Source organism: Kiritimatiella glycovorans (assembly GCF_001017655.1).
Taxonomy (GTDB): Bacteria; Verrucomicrobiota; Kiritimatiellia; order Kiritimatiellales; family Kiritimatiellaceae; genus Kiritimatiella; species Kiritimatiella glycovorans.
In genome coordinates, this window is the sequence record NZ_CP010904.1 from 2,006,382 (window position 1) to 2,022,816 (window position 16,435).

Sequence of the window (16,435 nt, forward strand, 5' to 3'; positions counted from 1 at the left end):
CGCTGTCCTGTGTTCGGATCGTAGTCGGGGCGACACCCGTCTACTTGATCTCGATCGAGGCGCCGACCGCTTCAAGCTTTTCCTTGATCTGATCGGCCTCCTCTTTGGCCACGCCTTCCTTCACCGGAGCGGGCGCGCCGTCGACCAGGGCCTTCGCTTCCTTCAGCCCGAGCGACGTAATACCGCGGAGTTCCTTGATGACCTGGATCTTCTGTCCGCCGGCTTCCGTGAGCACGACGTCGAATTCCGTCTGCTCGGCGGCCGCTTCGCCGCCGCCCTCGGCCGCCGCCGGGGCCGCCACTGCGGCCGGTGCGGCCGCGCTCACGCCGAGCCGGTCCTCAAGCGCCTTGACCAGCTGCGAGAGTTCGAGAACCGAAATGCCCTCGATCCAGTCCACGAACTCGGCCATTTTGCCTTCGAGCTGGACTTCTTCCTGCTGCTGGACTTCCTGCTGTTCTTCTTCGCTCATCGTTCCACCTCCGATCGCGGGTCGGCTACTCTTCACCGCCCGCCTGTTTCTTCTTATCTTCAACCGCCTTCAAAACGTAGAGAAGGCTGCTTACCTTCTGATGCATCACGCCCGCGAGCTGCGTCATCGGCGCCGCAAGGGTGCCGACGAGCTTGCCCTGCAGCACCTGCTTCGGCGGAAGATCCGCCAGCATCTTCACATCGTCCGACGATACCGGCGCCCCCCGGAGCAGCCCGCCCTTGACGTCCGGGCGCTCATGCTCTTTCGCGAATTTCTTCAGGATTCTGGCGACCTCCACCACGTCACCCGAACCGTAGACCAGCGCGGTCGGTCCCTGCAGCCACTCGTCGCGGAGACGTTCCCCGCCCCACTCGCCGGAGTACCGCAACAGCCGGTTTTTAACGACGCGGCATCCCGCGTCCGCTTCGCGGAGCTGCTGACGCAGCTGCGTGGTCCGGGGCATATCCATGCCCTTGCAGTCGGTCAGAATGACGAACAGCGAACCGGCGACTTCCTCGCCGACCTCACCCGCCATCGCCTTTTTCTCCGGCCTGATCTCGCGTTCCCTCTCACTCATGATCCATCTCCTTACGCCGCGACTCTTCGCAGGGCCACCTGTATTCCGGGGCCCATCGTGGTGGCGATCGTGCAGCGCCGGATGTACGCACCCTTGGCGGCGGCGGGTTTGGCCGCCATGATTGCGTCGACCACCGCGTTGGCGTTGTCCACGAGCGCCTCCTTCGAAAACGAACGCTTCCCGAACGGCACCGAGATATTGCCGTGCCGGTCCATGCGGAACTCGACGCGCCCCGCCTTCGCGTCCCTGACCGCCGCCGCCGTGTCGTCCGAGACCGTGCCGGTCTTCGGATTCGGCATCAGGCCGCGGGGGCCGAGCACGCGGCCCAGCTTGCGGACCTCCTTCATCGTCTCGGGCGTGGCCACGGCGATGTCGAAGTCGAGCCACCCGTCCTGAACTCTCTGCACGAGGTCTTCAAAGCCCACTTCCTCGGCGCCGGCTTCGCGGGCCGCGTTGGCCGCCTCGCCGGTCGCGAAGACCACCACGCGCACCTTTTTGCCCGTGCCGTGGGGCAGCCCGACCGTGGAACGGATCGCCTGGTCCGACTTGGTCGGATCGACGCCCATCCGGAAACTCAGTTCGAGGGTCTCGTCGAATTCCGCGGCGGGGTGACCGCGGAAGAACTCCACGGCCTCTTCGATCGGACGCACCTCGCCGGGATCGAGTTCCGCCTTGATCGCCCGGTATCGCTTTCCGTGTGTAGCCATGTCAGTCCGTCACCTCAATTCCCATGCTGCGCGCGGTACCCGCAATAATGTGTACCGCCCGGTCCGTGTCGTGCGCGTTCAGATCGTCCTTCTTCCGCTCTGCGATCTCCGCGAGCTGGGCTCGGGTGACCTTCGCAACCTTTTCACGGTTCGGTTCGCCCGATCCCTTGGCAATCCCCGCCGCTTCCTTCAGCAGCACCGCGGCCGGCGGCGATTTCGTGATATAGGAGAACGACCGGTCTTCGTAGACCGTGATCTCAACGGGGATCACCGTGCCCGTCTGCTCCTGCGTGGCCGCGTTGAAGGCCTTGCAGAATTCCATGATGTTCACACCGTGCTGACCCAGCGCCGGTCCGACCGGCGGCGCGGGGTTTGCCTGCCCCGCCGGGATCTGCAGCTTGATCAGTCCTGTAACCTTCTTGCCCATGCGCGCCTCCGCTCAGGTACGCTCGACCTGCCAGAATTCCAGTTCCACCGGGGCGGTCCGCCCGAATATCGAGACCGACACCTTCAGTTTTCCCCGATCCGAATCCACTTCTTCGATCACACCGGTAAAATTGACGAACGGGCCGTCGGTGATCTTGACGGTCTCTCCCGCCTGGAACATCACCTTCGGCTGCACCTTCTGCTTCTTCTCCTCGACCTGGTGGAAAATCATATCCACCTCGTCGGGGCGGAGGGGTACCGGCTTCTCGCCCCCCACGAATCCGATGACGCCCGGCGTCTGCTGAAGGAAATACCAGGGGCGGTGATCGAGACGGTTGTTCTCATCGTACAGGGCCACACTGATCAGCACATAGCCCGGAAAAAACTTACGGGTGGTCGTCCGTCGCTTGCCCTGTTTGACCTCCGAGACCTTCTCCGTCGGGATCACGACCTCGCCGATGTAATCCTCCATCTCCTCCTGCGCCACGCGGCTCGATATATTATCGCGAACCTTCTGCTCATGACCGGAAAGCGTATGTAATACGTACCACTGCTTTTCCATAATCCCCGTCCCGGCCTCGACGCCGTCCGTTCCGCTCACCGGAGCACCAGCCTGATGGCCCACATCAACACCGTGTCGCTCAGTCCGACGAACACCCCGAGCAGGGCCACCGTCAGCAACACCACGCCCGTCGAACCGGCCAGCTCACGCCGGGAGGGCCAGGCGCACTTCTTCAGCTCCGCCCTCACCTCCGTGAGATACGTCCGCAGTTTTTCAACCCATCCGAAAACGCGTTTCATCCTGTCATCCTTACCGGACCTGGCAGGCCAGGAGGGACTCGAACCCCCAACAACCGGTTTTGGAGACCGGTGCTCTGCCGAATTGAGCTACTGGCCTTCACTATTAAAAACTACCGGGTCTCACGATGCGCGGTATGCCTGCGGTCGAACGGGCAGTACTTCCGGAGTTCGAGCCGACCCCGCGAATTCTGCCGGTTCTTCGTCGTCGTGTAATTGCGCCGCTTGCACTCCGTACACGCGAGCGTGATGATTTCCCTGGGCATGGTTCGATCCCCCGGCCGTTAAGACGCGCGGTCCGCGGCCTGTGCCGCGGACCGCCCTGCCGCCTGGATTTACTCGACCACCTCGGTGACCCGGCCGGCGCCGACCGTGCGGCCGCCCTCCCGAATCGCGAAGCGCATGAACTGCTCCATGGCGATCGGCGTGATGAGCTTGACTTCCATCTGGACGTTGTCGCCCGGCATCACCATCTCGACGCCCTCGGGGAGCGTGATGTCGCCGGTCACGTCGGTCGTACGGAAGTAGAACTGGGGACGGTATCCCCGGAAGAACGGCGTATGCCGTCCGCCTTCCTCCTTGCTCAGCACGTAGACTTCCGCGTTGAAGTGGGTGTGCGGCGTGATCGAACCCGGCTTGGCGAGCACCTGCCCGCGCTCCACCTGGTCCTTCTTGACCCCGCGCAGGAGGCAGCCGATGTTGTCGCCCGCCTGTCCCTCGTCGAGGATCTTCCGGAACATCTCCACGCCCGTGACCGTCGTCTTCTGCGTATCGTGAATGCCCACGATCTCGATGTCGTCGCCGGTGTGCACCATGCCGCGTTCGACGCGACCCGTGACGACCGTTCCGCGACCCTCGATCGAGAAGACGTCCTCGATGGGCATCAGGAAGTCCTGGTCCACGAGGCGCTCGGGTTCCTCGATAAACGAATCCAGCGCGTCCAGCAGCTCCTGGATGCACTTGGTCTTCTCTTCATCCGTGGGATTCTCCAGCGCCGGCAGCGCGGAACCGCGGATGATCGGCGTGTCGTCGCCCGGGAACTCGTACTTGTCGAGAAGCTCGCGCACTTCCAGCTCCACGAGATCCAGCAGCTCCTCGTCGTCCACGAGGTCGCACTTGTTCAGAAACACCACGATCCGCGGCACGCCCACCTGGCGCGCGAGCAGAATGTGCTCCCGGGTCTGCGGCATCGGTCCGTCCGCCGCGCTCACCACGAGCACCGCGCCGTCCATCTGGGCCGCCCCCGTCACCATGTTCTTCACATAGTCCGCATGGCCCGGGCAGTCGACGTGCGCGTAGTGCCGGTTATCGGTCTGATACTCCACGTGCGACGTGGCGATCGTCAGGATCTTCGTCGCATCGCGACGACCCTGAGATTCGGAAGCCTTCGCCACCTGGTCGTACGTGATGGACTCCGCCATGCCCTTGGCGCCCTGCGCCGCGGTGATCGCCGCCGTCAGCGTGGTTTTCCCGTGGTCGACGTGACCGATGGTCCCGACGTTCACGTGAGGTTTTGTCCGCTCGAATTTCTCCTTAGCCATCTCAGGTTCCTCCTGACTCTTTCCGTTCTTTCCTGCCGCTCAACGTGGAGCCCACGAGCGGGTTTGAACCGCTGACCTCATCCTTACCAAGGATGCGCTCTACCGACTGAGCTACGTGGGCCGAATCCGACTCGCATCCCGCTTCATGCCCACGTCCGCCCCTGCAGGCCGCCCGCTTTTCCGCAACGGGAGGCCGGGACCACACGCGGCTTTACATTTTGTTCCGCCGACGATAAGTGTCTTTTTTCCGATGCGCGACGAAACACAAGCCGCCATCGCCAATAAAGAGCGAAAAACATACCTTAATGAGCAAGACTGTCAACCTATAAGACGAAAAAATTGAGGGGAAATTCAGATGATCCGCGAATGCGTCCATAAACTGCTGGCGGGCGAAGCGCTCTCGGAGCCCGAGGCGTATGAAACCATGGGCGATATCATGGAGGACCGCGCGACGGATGCCCAGATCGGGGCCTACCTCGCGGCGCTACGGCTGCGCGGACTCAGCTCGCCGGTGTTCGCGGGATCCGCGCGGGCGATGCGCGAACGGGCGGTGCCGGTGGCATCGCCGGACCCGGTGACGGTCGATATCGTGGGCACCGGCGGCGACGGGTCGCACACGTTCAATATCTCCACCACCGCGGCCTTCGTGGCCGCCGGCGCCGGGGTGACGGTGGCGAAACACGGCAGTTACGGGGTCTCGAGCCGCTGCGGCAGCGCGGATGTCCTGGCGGAACTGGGCGTGAACATCAAGTATCCGCCCGAGACCATGGAGCGCGGCCTGCGCGAGATCGGGCTGGCGTTCCTGTTCGCCCCCTCGCTCCATCCCGCCATGAAACGCGTGGTCGGCCCTCGCCGGGAACTGGGTTTCTGGAGTCTCTTCAACGTGCTCGGACCGCTATGCAACCCGGCCCGCGCGGCCTACGGGGTGCTCGGCGTCTTCCGCCCCGACCTGGTCGCGGTGGCCGCCGACGCCGCGGCCCATGTCGGCGTGCGGCACCTCTACGTGGTCCACGGACAGGACGGACTCGACGAAATCAGCACCACGGCCCCCACCTTCGTGCGCGAAATCCGCGGCGAACGCATCGAATCCTACGAGATCGCACCCGCCGCGTTCGGCCTCACGCCCGCCCGCTCCGAGGACCTGGCGGGGGGCGACCCGGCCGTGAACGCGGAAATGATCCGCCAGGTGCTCGAGGGCGACAGCGGCCCGCGCCGGGATATCGTGCTGCTCAACGCCGCCTTCGCGCTCGCCGCCGCCGGAAAGGCGGACAGCCCGAAAGAGGCGCTCCCCCTCGCGGCCGAATCGATCGACTCCGGCGCGGCGATGAGTAAACTGGAGCAGCTCCGGGAATTGAGTTGAGGAACCACGGGTTAGACTTGACCGCGCACGAGGCCGAACCCAAACTCTTCCACTTTGCGCGAAACAGATACGCACCGCCGGGAGACAGACCGTTGAATTACGTGCAACGCGCTTGCGAAATCATCGACACGGAGATTGAAGGGCTGGAGCGCCTGAAAGCGCGGCTCGACGGCTCGTTCCGCGAGGCCGTGGAGTTGATCCTCGAACGCGTCGCGGCCGGGGGCAAGGTCGTCATTACCGGCGTCGGCAAGAATACCCATATCGGCCGCAAGATCGCGGCCACCCTGACCAGCGTCGGCACCCCCGCCGTGCCGATGCATCCGATCGAAGCCATGCACGGCGATTTCGGCCTGCTGTGCGAACCCGACGTGGTGCTGGCGATGAGCTACAGCGGCGCCTCGGAGGAACTGCTGAACCTCATCCCGGCCATCCGGCGCAACGGCAATCCGATCATCGGCGTAACCGGATTCGCCGATTCCCCCCTCGCCCGGCACGCGGACCTCGTGCTCTCCGTCGAAGTGAACCGCGAGGCGTGCCCGTTCAATCTTGCCCCGACGGCCAGCACGACCGCCGCGCTGGCTCTCGGGGACGCGCTCGCCATGGTGCTGCTGGAAGCCCGCGGATTCCAGCGCGAGGATTACGCCAAACTCCACCCCGGCGGCGCGATCGGACGCTCGCTCCTGCTGCGCGTCTCCGATGTCATGCGCTCGGGCAAACGCCTCGCCCGCGTGCACCGCGACGCCAGAGTGCGCGAGGCGCTCGTGGCCATGACCGGAGCCCGCTCGGGCTCGCTGGCGGTGGTCGATGACGACGAACGGGTGGTGGGCATCTTTACCGACGGCGACCTCCGCCGACACCTCGTGGAGACGCCCGACCTTCCCGAACAGCCGCTGGCGGAACTGATGACCCCCGACCCGGTCACCGTGCGCGCGTCGGGGCTTGCGGTGGACCTGCTGCAGATCTATGAACAACACAATATCGACGACGTGATCGTCGTCGACGACGACGACCGCCTGGCGGGCATGGTGGATATCCAGGACCTGCCGAAGATGAAGATTCTCTGAGTACGCCCAACAAAGGAATGACCCATCATGATGCTTGCCCGCTTCCATAAGATCATCCAGTCCAAAGCCGTCTGGACGGCGATCTGCATACTTATCTGTATCGCGTTTCTCGGTTTCTTCGCCCCGGGGATGGGCGGCTCGGGAGGCGGCCGGGAACGCTCCCGTGCCGCGGGCGAACTGTACGGGAAGGAGATCAGCTCCCGGGAATTCCGCAGCGCCTACCACGACGTGTACCTGCGCTACATCCTGATGTTCGGTCGCGAGCTCAGCATCGACGAACGCATGGATACGCTCCTCCGTGAGGCGGCCTGGCAACGGCTCGCCATGCTGCGCAAGGCGGACCGCCTCGACATCCGCGCGAGCGACGAGGAGGTGCGGGCCGCGATCCGGAGCCAGCCGATGTTCCGGGGCGAACAGGGGTTCAACCGCACCCGCTACGACAACTTCGTGAACGCCATGCTCCCCCGGATGGGCTACAGCGTCTCGGCGCTGGAATCGCTGTTCCGGGACGAGGTCCGGCTCCAGAAGCTCCGGTTCCGCCCCGCCCTGGCGGCGCTGGTGACCCCGGGCGAGGTACGGCAGGCGTTCCACAGCTATGCGGACGAATACGAACTGGAGTATGCGCTGGTCACGACCAATCAACTGGAGGAACCGGTGACCGTGGCGGAGGACCGCGTCCGCGCGTACTATCAGAATCATGCCGACCGGTTCAAAATGCCGGAAAAGGTCCGCGTGCAGTATGTCCGCTTCCCGGTCGAACCCTACCTGGACGAGGTGGAGGTCGCGGAAGAAGAGGCTCGCCGCTTCTACGACCGCAACCTGGAACAGTACCGCGCCGAATCCGGACAGGAGGAGGCCTCGACCAACGACGCCCCCGCCTATCTTCCTTTCGAGCAGGTGCGCGGGGAAATCGAGACGGAACTGCGCCGCCGGCGCGCGCTCAACCTCGCCGCGGATGAAGCCACCGAGCTGGTCATTGACCTGACCCCCGGCCGCGAGGGAAAGGCGCCGGCCTTCGAACAGGCGGCGGAGGGCCGCGGCCTCGAAATCCGCACCCTGCCCGCCTTCGCGCGCGACGCGGACCTCAAACCGATCGCGTCGGACCGCGCGTTCATCGAAGCGGCGTTCAGCCTGCAGAACACCGCGGACCGCTATTTCAGCGACGCCGTGGCGGGAGAGGATGCGGTGTATGTCATCGCCCTCGAAAAACGCCTGCCGTCGTTCGTACCGCCTTTCGACACGGTCGAGGCACAGGTTCGGGCGGCGGTACGTCGTGAAGCGAGACGCGAGGCTCTTGAAGCCAGAGCAGACCTCATCCGAGACCGGGTCGCGGAGGCCGTGTCGGGCGGCAGGACCTTCGCGGAGGCGCTGAAGCCGTTCGGCCTCACCCCGGAACGCACGCCGCCGTTCAGCCCCATGCAGGGTCCGGAGGACGATCCGCTCGCCCCCTGGCTCAGCACCGCCGCGACGCGCGCGGGCGAGGGCGAGATCGCTTCGCCGCTGCCCTTCCGCGGCGACCGCTACCTGATCGCCCATGTCGCCGCCTACACGCCCGGCGACGAAAGCGGGACGCTGCCCGGGCTGCGTCCCGAACTGGTGTCCTTCCTCCGCCGCGACCGGATCAACCGGCTGCTCACGGAGGCGGGCCGCTATACGCTCGAGGAGGCGGGGTTCCGCGACTACCGCGCCGAGCGCGAGGCGGAAGGCGAGCAGACCGCGGAAGATTGAGCGCGGGGATCAACCGCAGGCCGCAGCCGTGAGCCCGTCGATGGCCGCACCGGGGTCGCGGGCGTTACAGACGGCGCCGATGACGGCGAAGGTGCGTATGCCCGCGGCGCAGATACGGGGCACGGATGCGGCATCCATGCCCCCGATCGCCACGCACGGAAGCGCGGAGGCGCGGATCAGTTCCGCCGCGCCGGCAACCCCCAGTACGGGATCGCGCACAACTTTGGTGCGCGTCGGAAAGACGGGCCCCACGCCGATGTAGTCGGCACCGCGCATCTCCGCATCGCGCACCTGGCGCGCGTTGTGCGTCGAGATCCCCATCCATGCGCCGGGATCGGGCCAGAGCCTGCGCGCCCGTTCCGGATCCATGTCGTCCTGGCCGAGGTGGACTCCGTCGGCCGCGCACTCGCGGGCGAGTTCCACGTCGTCGTTGACGATGAAACGCGTCGCGCTGTTCCGGGTGATCCGGCGCAGCCTGCGGGCGCACGCGAGCCGCCCCTCCGCGCACTCCCGCACGGGTCGGTACTGCAGCCAGGGCACCTCCCGGGCCACCGCAGCCTCGGCGCAGGCCTCATATCCCGCGACGGGTTCGGTGAGGATAAGGTAGAGGCCTTCGGAAAACCCGCCCCGCGCCGTCATGAGGATCTCCTCCCGCAGACCGGGCAATCCGCGTTCCGCTTTACGGGTAGGCGGCGGAACGACATCTCCGCCAGGTCCATCCTGAGCAGCACGCCGGTCAGCAGCGTCCCGAACCCGCAGATCAGCTTGATGGCCTCCATCGCCTGCAGCGCACCGAGCACGCCGGGCAGCGGGCCGGGCGGACCGACAGGGCGGTCGTTTCCGTCCGGAGGCAGTTCGGGAAACACGCAACGATAGCACGGGCTTTCGCCGGGGCGGACGGTCATCACTTCGCCTTCGCACCCCGCCAGTCCGGCATGCACGTAGGGCCGCCCCAGCCGGTGCGCCTCGCGGGCCAGGATGGCGCGCGGCGCGAAGCGGTCCACCGCGGCAAGCACGACATCGACCCCCTCCATCAATGAAGGCGCCGCAGCCTCGTCCAGGGCGCGCGGTTCGGATTCGACCCGGATGCCGGGGTTGAGCGCCGCGAGCCGTTCCGCGGCCGCTTCGGCCTTGAGCCGCCCGACGTCCGACGCCGCGTACAGCACCTGGCGCTGAAGATTACTCTCCTGCACGCGGTCAGGGTCCGCCACGCGCAGCCGTCCCACCCCGGCCGCGGCGAGGTAGAGCAACGCGGGGGAACCGAGCCCGCCGGCGCCGGCGACGAGTACGGCAGCGGCGGCGAGCCGCCGCTGCCCCTCCGGCCCGATCTCGGGCAGGTCGAGCTGACGCCGGTAGCGTGCTTCGAAGTTCACCGGTAGACCGCCTCCCAGTTCTTGAAGACCGGCTCGAGGTTCGCGGCCCGGAGCATCGCGCAGAACTCGTCGATGCCGCGTCCGTCGCTCACCTCGAACTGCCCCTCGGAGTACTGCGTCCGGCCGCTGTAGCCCCCGACCGTCGTCCGGCTGGCCACGCTCATTTTCGAAATCCCCACGCCGGCCATGCCGTCGCGCAAGGCGGGGCGCTCCCGGGTGGACAGCACCAGCGGGACATCCGGGAGACAGAGTCGGAAGGCATAGATGAACTGGGCCAGCTCGCGATCGGACACGGGAAAGTCCGGCCGGAACCCACCCTCCTGGTCGCGGATCCTGGGGAACGATATAGAGATACCGCTGCGCCAGTACTGTTTGCGGAGCGCCGCGGCGTGCCGGTAGAGCGCGAGCAGATCGTAACGGGGATCCGAAAGGCCCAGCAGAGCGCCGAGGCCCGCGAATCGAAGACCCGCCCGCAGCGCCCGTTCCGGCGCGTCGAGTCGCGCGCGATAATCCCGTTTCGGCCCCCAGCGGTGAAATCTCTCGTATCGCCCGGGGTCGTACGTCTCCTGGTAGAGCGTCAGGCCCGAGCAGCCGGCTTCGGCGAGGCCGCGGTATTCCCCGGTTTCCATGGGGAAGACTTCCACATTGACGTTATGGAAATGGCGGGCGGCCCGCGCGACGCAGTCGCGCACATAGGCGTAGTCCGCGCCGGGACAGCGCTCCCCCGTCAGGAGCAGCACTTCCTCGAACCCCATCGATTTCAGCGCGTCCATCTCGTCCTCGCTCTGTTCCGGCTCGAGACGATGACGGGGCGCGGCGCGGTCCGAGGCGAACCCGCAGTAGAGGCAGCCGCCGGGACAATGGCTGGAAAGGTAAAGAGGAACATAGAGCTGAACGGTGCGGCCGAAGTGACGCCGCGTCAGCGCCTGCGCCCTGCGTGCCATCGGTTCGAGCAGCGCCCCGGCCGCAGGCGAAAGCAGGGCCGCCAGCTCCCGCGGCCCGGGTTCATCCGACGCGAGGGCGCGCATCGCATCCTCGCGGCGTGCTCCGCCGCGGGCCGCAGCGAGCCACGGCCGCGGGTCGATCTGTTCAGGCACTTCGTTCATTCGTCCCTGTGCTCCGCCCCGAGAAACGAGGTCAGAGGACTGGTCGCTTCCGCCGAGGCGCCCTGCGCCATGAGGCCGGCGCGGCGCGCCGCGCGGCCGGCGCGCACGGCGTCCGCGAAGGCCGCCGCCATCGCGGCGGGGTCCTCCGCCGCGGCGACCGCGCTGTTCACCAGTACGGCGTCGCAGCCCGCCTCCAGTGCGGCGGCAGCTTCCGACGGCGCGCGCAACCCGGCATCCACGATGACCGGAATCCGGCTCTCGCGGACGATCAGCCGCACCATGGCCATCGTCGTCAATCCCTGCCCGGACCCGATCGCGGCGCCGAGGGGCATCACGGAGGCGCAGCCCGCCTCCTCCAGCCGCTTGGCCAGCACGGGGTCGGCCGCGATGTAGGGCATCACGTGGAAGCCTTCCTTCACGAGCCTTTCCGCCGCGGCCAGCGTCTCGACGGGATCGGGCATGAGGTGGTGCGGATTGGGATGGATCTCGAGCTTGACGATATCGCTGCCGCTCAGCTCGCGCCCCAGCCGGGCCGCGCGGCACGCCTCGTCCGCGTCCCGCGCGCCGGAGGTGTTCGGCATCAGCGCGATGCCTTCGAGGGACGCGAGCGGCGCATAGAGATCGTCCTCCGTCTTCTCCCGATTGAACCTGCGCAGCGCCACGGTGATCAGTTCCGCGGCCGAGGCGCGCACCGCGGCGCACATGCTGTCGCCGTCCGCGAACTTCCCCGTGCCGAGGATCAGGCGCGAACTGAACTTGTGAGGCCCGATTTTCCATTCATCCTTCATACGATACGCTCCCTTGACCGGACAGCCTACCCGCCCCCGGCGAACACGAGAATCTCGACGCCGTCGCCATCTTCCAGCACGGTCGAAGCCCGCTCGGCGGAGGGCACGACTTCGCCGTTGCGCAGCACGGCCACACGGCGTTCGGCGGCGCCGAAGGCGCGCACCAGCTCCTCTGCGGTCGCTCCGTCCTTCATCTCCCACGATTCGCCGTTCACCGTCAGGTGCATGGTCCGCTCCTCCGAAACGCGAAAGGGACGCCGTTTAACGGGCGTCCCTTATCATGCTCCAACGCTCCCTGCGCCGGCATTATCCGGGTCAGGTTCATCGGGTATGATCTCAGCTCTCCGGCCCGCGCCGGGGCACCCCGTTTCAAGTACGCCGCCGAGGGTAGCTGCCGGAGGCTTCAAAGTAAAGGGCCGACTGCGGATGCGGATCAGCGGGGCGCATCGAAAACCCGTTTACCTGCCACGGTTTCTCTCCTACGCTTGTCGCGATGCCGCATGGGTCAGAACAGACGTCGTCCTAATAACAGTCCGCCCGAGAACGAGGCCGTTTTTCGTTTCTACGAGGAACTGAACGACTTCCTTCCGCCGGAGAGCCGGAAGCGCGATATCCGGTATGCGTTCGGCGGCCGGCCGGGGATCAAAGATCCCCTTGAGGCGCTCGGAGTGCCTCATACGGAAGTCGATCTGATCCTCGTGAACGGAATTTCCCGGGGCTTCGACTACCGGCTGTGCGACGGCGACCGCGTCTCGGTGTACCCGGTCTTCGAGTCGCTGGACCTCGCGCCTCTGATCCGCCTCCGGCCGGGACCTTTGCGGCGGACGCGTTTCGTCCTCGATGTCCACCTCGGCAAACTGGCGCGGTACCTTCGCTTGCTGGGGTTTGACACCCTTTACCGAAACGACTACGGCGACCCTGAACTCGTACGCATCTCTGTCGAAGAGGGGCGGATTCTTCTGACGCGCGATCGCCGGCTGCTTTTTCACCGCGCCGTGACCCGCGGGTACTGGGTGCGATCCACGCGGCCCGAGCGGCAGGTCCGCGAAGTGGTGCGCCGTTTCGACCTTGCCGCGCGGATCAAGCCTTTCCACCGCTGCGCCGTCTGCAACGGGATCATCGAACCCGTGGCCAAAGGAGAAATCGCCCATCGTCTGCAACCGCTCACCCGGAAGTATCACCGGGACTTCTCGCGCTGCCGGTCCTGCGGAAAGATCTACTGGAAGGGCTCGCATTACGAACGGCTTCTGGAAAGGCTGGAGATCGGCCATTAGGCCTCGCCCAGGGCTTCGAGATCAGCCAAGTCTTTCTGCCGGCCGGAGGCGCGTTTGTTTGCCACGAACTCTGATCTGCCGATGTAGGCCACGGGAACGTCACCGAATACGCCAAGCTCCTTGTGAGCCTGCACTTCCTCCCATGTGACCCCGGATATAGACGTGATGAGGTCCACCCGAACCGGTGGAACGCCTAGTTGCACCACCTTCTCAGGCTTCTGAAAATCCTCAGTGTCGAGATCGGAGGATTGAAAACCGAAAGCAACGAGGGCGCTTAAAATGCGCTCCGCGTTCTCCGGTGCAGGACGCACAAATACGTCGATATCACCTGTGAAACGTGGTGCACCATGAAAGGCCAGCGCGTATCCACCCACGATGAGGTATTCAACCTTGTGCGCGTTCAATAACTCGAGCAGATCTCTGAAGTCTGGTTGTACTTCCATGGTATTGACGGCGCAGCAGTTCAACCGTGCTGACGCGCTCCTCAGGGCTCCGCGACATCCAATAGGACAGATCTTCATGTCCGGATTGATCACGCAAGCTTCGCTTCGATATGACTCTCTGCATCATGCCTGCATGCTATCAGAATAGAGGGGTAAGTAAATCAGTCTCTCTTGCCGAACGCCCTCACCTTCGGCACAACGGGCTCCTTTTTCGGAGACCGCCGCTCGGTGATACATGCGGGCATGTGGATTCAAATTCGCTGTCGGGTTCGAAATGGGATAGACCATGAAGGACATGAAGGTTGTTTGAGGGGGAAGGAGGAATCAGAGTAAAAGAGAATTGAAATCGGGATCGGGATCCAAATTGAGCTTCACCACAGATCACAGAGAACATGATTCGTACTCCTACGCGTACTCGGAGTGCCGAAGGTACGATCCTGTTCCCCGATTCCGGGATCTCGGGCACGAGGGCCGCTTTACTCTCTTTCTGACGCTGACGCTTCCTGCTTCTCCCACCGCTCCAGGGCGTTCCGGTACACGTCTCGGTCGGATTCGCTGAAGCAGCAGAGAATGACTTCCATGCGGGGATGATCCGACAGGAAATCCCCGATCGTCCGCACCGCGATCCCCGCGGCTTTTTCGACGGGAAAACGGTAGGCGCCGGTACTGATTGATGGGAAGGCGACGGAAGTAAGGCCGCGTTCGGCCGCCACTTCCAGCGAGCGGCGGTAACAGCATTCGAGCAGGTCCGCTTCACCAGAACGCCCGCCTTTCCATACCGGCCCGACCGTATGGATCACGTGGTTCGCGGGCAGATGGTACCCGCCGGTGATCTTCGCCTCGCCGGTGGGGCAGCCGCCGAGTCTCCGGCACTCCTCCAGAAGTTCGGGGCCCGCGGCCCGGTGGATCGCACCGTCCACCCCGCCTCCGCCCAGGAGGCGGGTGTTGGCGGCATTGACCACCGCGTCGACCTCCAGCGTGGTGATATCGGCGCACAGGACCTTTATACGCGTTTTCATCGCGACCTCCCTTTCAGCGACAGCTTAACACAAAACCCGAGGGAAACTTTTCACGAAAAACGATTTGAGCCTGGTAGGGAATCTGCTAGGTTATGCGCTCATTTTTCGGTGACCCCTTCGTCTAGTGGTCCAGGACACTGGGTTTTCATCCCAGAAACACGGGTTCGATTCCCGTAGGGGTCGCCACTTCCTCGCCACAAAAAAACCGCGCCTCCTGAAAGGGCGCGGTTTTTTTGCGTTTCGCGACCGCGGCCGCGATTCAGCGCGAGTAGAATTCGATCACGAGCGGCACTTCGCAGATCACCGGGATCTCTTCCCGCGTCGGCACGCGCTCGAACGTGATGCTCATGTTTTTCGGATCCACGCGCAGATACTCGGGGGACTGGGTTGAATCGAGCGCCCCGCGAATGGCATCCACTTCGCGGCTCTTCTCGCGCGGCGTGACGACATCGCCTTCACGCAGATGGTAGGACGGGATATCGACCTTACGGTCGTTGACCCGAAAGTGGCCGTGATTGACGAGCTGGCGCGCCTGAAAGATGGTCCGCGCGAACCCTCCCCGAACCACGGCCGCATCGAGCCGCGACTCCAGAAGCTGCATCAGGATTTCGCCCGAGTTGCCCGGCCGGCGCACGGCCTTTTCGAAGTAATTGGCGAGCTGCTGTTCGCGGAGGTTGTACTGGTGACGAAGCCGCTGTTTCTCGAGCAGCTGCCGTCCGTAATCCGAGAGCTTCGGCCTGCGCCGCGCCGTTCCGTGCATACCGGGGGGGTGCGGCCGCCTTTCCATGTACTTGTGCGCCTTCGGCGTGAGCGCCACGCCGAGCCTCCGCGAGACCTTGATCTTCGGCTTGTTCATGATCTGTCCGATTCCTTTGTTTGAGTTTCCTTCCGCCGCCCGCCGGACCGTCGCGGGATTAAGCCGGAACCCCTCCGGCCGCCGATCGGCTCTCCGATTCGTCTTCGGCGCTCGCGCGTATGCGAGAATCCTCCCGCCCCGGCCGCGTCGCGGGGACGCCGCCTTGAGGCAGACCGCGCATTTAAGTATGATCGCGCATGCGTGTCAACCGTCGTCGGCCGGATAATCAGGTTGCGCGGATTCAGGAAGGACCGGGAAGCCGGGGAGAATTAAACCGCGGAGGAACAGAGATTATGCTGCATGAAAACCGGACGCTGACCGTTATTGTGGACGTTCAGGAAAAACTCTTTGACGCCATGGCCGGGCGCGATGAGCTGCTGCGCGGGCTCCGCATCCTGGCGCAGGGTTCGCGGGCGCTCAGGGTCCCCCTGCTCTACACCGAACAGCTGCCCGACAAGCTCGGCCCCACGGTGGAGCCGCTGCGGGAGCTGCTGCCGGAACCGGCGACGGCCTCCAAAAGCGCCTTCAGCTGCTGGCGCGAACCGGCCTTCGCCCGGGCCGTCCGCGCCGCCGACCGGCCCGAGATTCTGCTCGCCGGCATCGAGACGCACGTCTGCATCCTGCAGACCGCGCGCGACCTGCTCGACCGGGGATTCGCGGTGCACGTGGTCGCCGACGCCGTCTCCTCGCGCAGGACGCGCGACCGCGACCTCGCCCTGCAGGCGATGCGCGACGAGGGCGCCCGGATCACCTGCACGGAGGCGGCACTGCTTGAAATGCTGGGGGACGCGCAGCGGCCGGAGTTCAAAGAAATTCTTGCCCTGATTCGTTAGCTTCCCCAATGTAGGGCGCTCTTTTAAGGAAATGCCTGCGGGCGAGGGTCATCAACAAAGGAAGGGTTTCAGT

At 65.1% G+C, this 16,435-nt stretch carries 21 protein-coding genes, 3 tRNA genes and 1 riboswitch; of the genes, 6 read left to right on the forward strand and 18 right to left on the reverse strand.

Annotated features, from left to right (window positions below; genetic code table 11):
• Window positions 1-40: 40 nt before the first annotated feature.
• The 10 genes from rplL to L21SP4_RS08485 all read right to left on the reverse strand — a co-directional run bounded on the left by rplL (window position 41) and on the right by L21SP4_RS08485 (window position 4,639).
• The gene (gene rplL, locus L21SP4_RS08440) at window positions 41-409 is read right to left on the reverse strand and encodes a 50S ribosomal protein L7/L12 (RefSeq protein WP_052883004.1); all 369 of its coding nucleotides are present in this window, start codon (window positions 407-409) and stop codon (window positions 41-43) included.
• 85 nt (window positions 410-494) lie between these two features.
• Complete coding sequence (rplJ, locus tag L21SP4_RS08445; protein WP_052882242.1) at window positions 495-1,046, reverse strand: 50S ribosomal protein L10; 552 nt, start codon at window positions 1,044-1,046, stop codon at window positions 495-497.
• A gap of 11 nt (window positions 1,047-1,057) precedes the next feature.
• Window positions 1,058-1,753: a 50S ribosomal protein L1 gene (gene rplA / locus L21SP4_RS08450; protein WP_052882243.1), complete on the reverse strand. Its 696-nt coding sequence runs from the start codon at window positions 1,751-1,753 to the stop codon at window positions 1,058-1,060.
• A 1-nt stretch (window position 1,754) separates the two neighbouring features.
• Window positions 1,755-2,180 (reverse strand): 50S ribosomal protein L11, encoded by a 426-nt coding sequence (gene rplK, locus L21SP4_RS08455; protein WP_052882244.1) that lies wholly within the window; start codon window positions 2,178-2,180, stop codon window positions 1,755-1,757.
• A gap of 12 nt (window positions 2,181-2,192) precedes the next feature.
• Window positions 2,193-2,780 carry a transcription termination/antitermination protein NusG gene (gene nusG, locus L21SP4_RS08460; RefSeq protein WP_201774612.1) on the reverse strand — a complete coding sequence of 196 codons (588 nt, stop codon included), beginning with the start codon at window positions 2,778-2,780 and terminating at the stop codon, window positions 2,193-2,195.
• The gene (gene secE / locus L21SP4_RS08465) at window positions 2,777-2,980 is read right to left on the reverse strand and encodes a preprotein translocase subunit SecE (protein ID WP_052882245.1); all 204 of its coding nucleotides are present in this window, start codon (window positions 2,978-2,980) and stop codon (window positions 2,777-2,779) included. Before secE ends, nusG begins: the two co-directional genes overlap by 4 nt.
• Window positions 2,981-3,000: 20 nt before the next feature.
• A tRNA-Trp gene (locus L21SP4_RS08470) sits at window positions 3,001-3,077 on the reverse strand.
• Between the two features lie 13 nt (window positions 3,078-3,090).
• Window positions 3,091-3,243, reverse strand: a complete 153-nt coding sequence (rpmG, locus tag L21SP4_RS08475) for a 50S ribosomal protein L33 (RefSeq protein ID WP_052882246.1) — start codon at window positions 3,241-3,243, stop codon at window positions 3,091-3,093.
• Window positions 3,244-3,312: 69 nt separating this feature from the next.
• Window positions 3,313-4,518, reverse strand: coding sequence for an elongation factor Tu (tuf, locus tag L21SP4_RS08480; protein ID WP_052882247.1), 1,206 nt, complete (start codon window positions 4,516-4,518; stop codon window positions 3,313-3,315).
• A gap of 45 nt (window positions 4,519-4,563) precedes the next feature.
• Window positions 4,564-4,639 (reverse strand) — tRNA-Thr (locus tag L21SP4_RS08485).
• A 234-nt stretch (window positions 4,640-4,873) separates the two neighbouring features.
• On the opposite strand from L21SP4_RS08485, the gene trpD reads away from it, so the two are divergent.
• The 3 genes from trpD to L21SP4_RS08500 all read left to right on the forward strand — a co-directional run bounded on the left by trpD (window position 4,874) and on the right by L21SP4_RS08500 (window position 8,670).
• Entirely contained in the window at window positions 4,874-5,878 is a 1,005-nt protein-coding gene (gene trpD, locus L21SP4_RS08490; protein ID WP_052882248.1) for an anthranilate phosphoribosyltransferase, read from the forward strand.
• A 101-nt stretch (window positions 5,879-5,979) separates the two neighbouring features.
• On the forward strand, window positions 5,980-6,942 hold the full coding sequence (locus L21SP4_RS08495; RefSeq protein WP_236682509.1) for a KpsF/GutQ family sugar-phosphate isomerase: 963 nt from the start codon (window positions 5,980-5,982) through the stop codon (window positions 6,940-6,942).
• A gap of 27 nt (window positions 6,943-6,969) precedes the next feature.
• On the forward strand, window positions 6,970-8,670 hold the full coding sequence (locus tag L21SP4_RS08500; protein WP_052882249.1) for a SurA N-terminal domain-containing protein: 1,701 nt from the start codon (window positions 6,970-6,972) through the stop codon (window positions 8,668-8,670).
• A gap of 9 nt (window positions 8,671-8,679) precedes the next feature.
• On the opposite strand, the gene thiE is transcribed toward L21SP4_RS08500, so the two are convergent.
• The 5 genes from thiE to thiS are packed head-to-tail and all read right to left on the reverse strand — an operon-like array spanning window position 8,680 to window position 12,164.
• Window positions 8,680-9,309, reverse strand: a complete 630-nt coding sequence (thiE, locus tag L21SP4_RS08505; protein ID WP_144413807.1) for a thiamine phosphate synthase — start codon at window positions 9,307-9,309, stop codon at window positions 8,680-8,682.
• The gene (locus tag L21SP4_RS08510) at window positions 9,306-10,043 is read right to left on the reverse strand and encodes a HesA/MoeB/ThiF family protein (RefSeq protein WP_052882251.1); all 738 of its coding nucleotides are present in this window, start codon (window positions 10,041-10,043) and stop codon (window positions 9,306-9,308) included. The genes thiE and L21SP4_RS08510 overlap by 4 nt, the downstream gene beginning before the upstream one ends.
• Window positions 10,040-11,149 carry a 2-iminoacetate synthase ThiH gene (gene thiH, locus L21SP4_RS08515; protein WP_074041434.1) on the reverse strand — a complete coding sequence of 370 codons (1,110 nt, stop codon included), beginning with the start codon at window positions 11,147-11,149 and terminating at the stop codon, window positions 10,040-10,042. Before thiH ends, L21SP4_RS08510 begins: the two co-directional genes overlap by 4 nt.
• Entirely contained in the window at window positions 11,146-11,937 is a 792-nt protein-coding gene (locus tag L21SP4_RS08520; RefSeq protein ID WP_052882252.1) for a HisA/HisF-related TIM barrel protein, read from the reverse strand. The genes thiH and L21SP4_RS08520 overlap by 4 nt, the downstream gene beginning before the upstream one ends.
• Window positions 11,938-11,963: 26 nt before the next feature.
• Complete coding sequence (thiS, locus tag L21SP4_RS08525; RefSeq protein WP_052882253.1) at window positions 11,964-12,164, reverse strand: sulfur carrier protein ThiS; 201 nt, start codon at window positions 12,162-12,164, stop codon at window positions 11,964-11,966.
• Between the two features lie 47 nt (window positions 12,165-12,211).
• A riboswitch (TPP riboswitch) is annotated at window positions 12,212-12,314 on the reverse strand.
• Window positions 12,315-12,437: 123 nt separating this feature from the next.
• Here thiS and L21SP4_RS08530 point away from each other — a divergent pair.
• Window positions 12,438-13,211, forward strand: a complete 774-nt coding sequence (locus L21SP4_RS08530) for a Mut7-C RNAse domain-containing protein (protein WP_052882254.1) — start codon at window positions 12,438-12,440, stop codon at window positions 13,209-13,211.
• Here the strand turns inward: L21SP4_RS08530 and L21SP4_RS08535 are convergent.
• Together L21SP4_RS08535 and L21SP4_RS08540 are read right to left on the reverse strand one after the other, a co-directional pair.
• Window positions 13,208-13,678, reverse strand: a complete 471-nt coding sequence (locus L21SP4_RS08535; RefSeq protein ID WP_201774613.1) for a nucleotidyl transferase AbiEii/AbiGii toxin family protein — start codon at window positions 13,676-13,678, stop codon at window positions 13,208-13,210. The two genes, L21SP4_RS08530 and L21SP4_RS08535, sit on opposite strands and share 4 nt — an antisense overlap.
• Before the next feature lie 452 nt (window positions 13,679-14,130).
• Window positions 14,131-14,673, reverse strand: coding sequence for an O-acetyl-ADP-ribose deacetylase (locus L21SP4_RS08540; protein WP_052882255.1), 543 nt, complete (start codon window positions 14,671-14,673; stop codon window positions 14,131-14,133).
• A 110-nt stretch (window positions 14,674-14,783) separates the two neighbouring features.
• Here L21SP4_RS08540 and L21SP4_RS08545 point away from each other — a divergent pair.
• A tRNA-Glu gene (locus tag L21SP4_RS08545) sits at window positions 14,784-14,859 on the forward strand.
• 73 nt (window positions 14,860-14,932) lie between these two features.
• Here the strand turns inward: L21SP4_RS08545 and rpsD are convergent.
• Window positions 14,933-15,529 carry a 30S ribosomal protein S4 gene (rpsD, locus tag L21SP4_RS08550; RefSeq protein ID WP_052882256.1) on the reverse strand — a complete coding sequence of 199 codons (597 nt, stop codon included), beginning with the start codon at window positions 15,527-15,529 and terminating at the stop codon, window positions 14,933-14,935.
• A 293-nt stretch (window positions 15,530-15,822) separates the two neighbouring features.
• On the opposite strand from rpsD, the gene L21SP4_RS08555 reads away from it, so the two are divergent.
• The gene (locus tag L21SP4_RS08555; RefSeq protein WP_052882257.1) at window positions 15,823-16,362 is read left to right on the forward strand and encodes a hydrolase; all 540 of its coding nucleotides are present in this window, start codon (window positions 15,823-15,825) and stop codon (window positions 16,360-16,362) included.
• Window positions 16,363-16,435 lie beyond the last annotated feature (73 nt).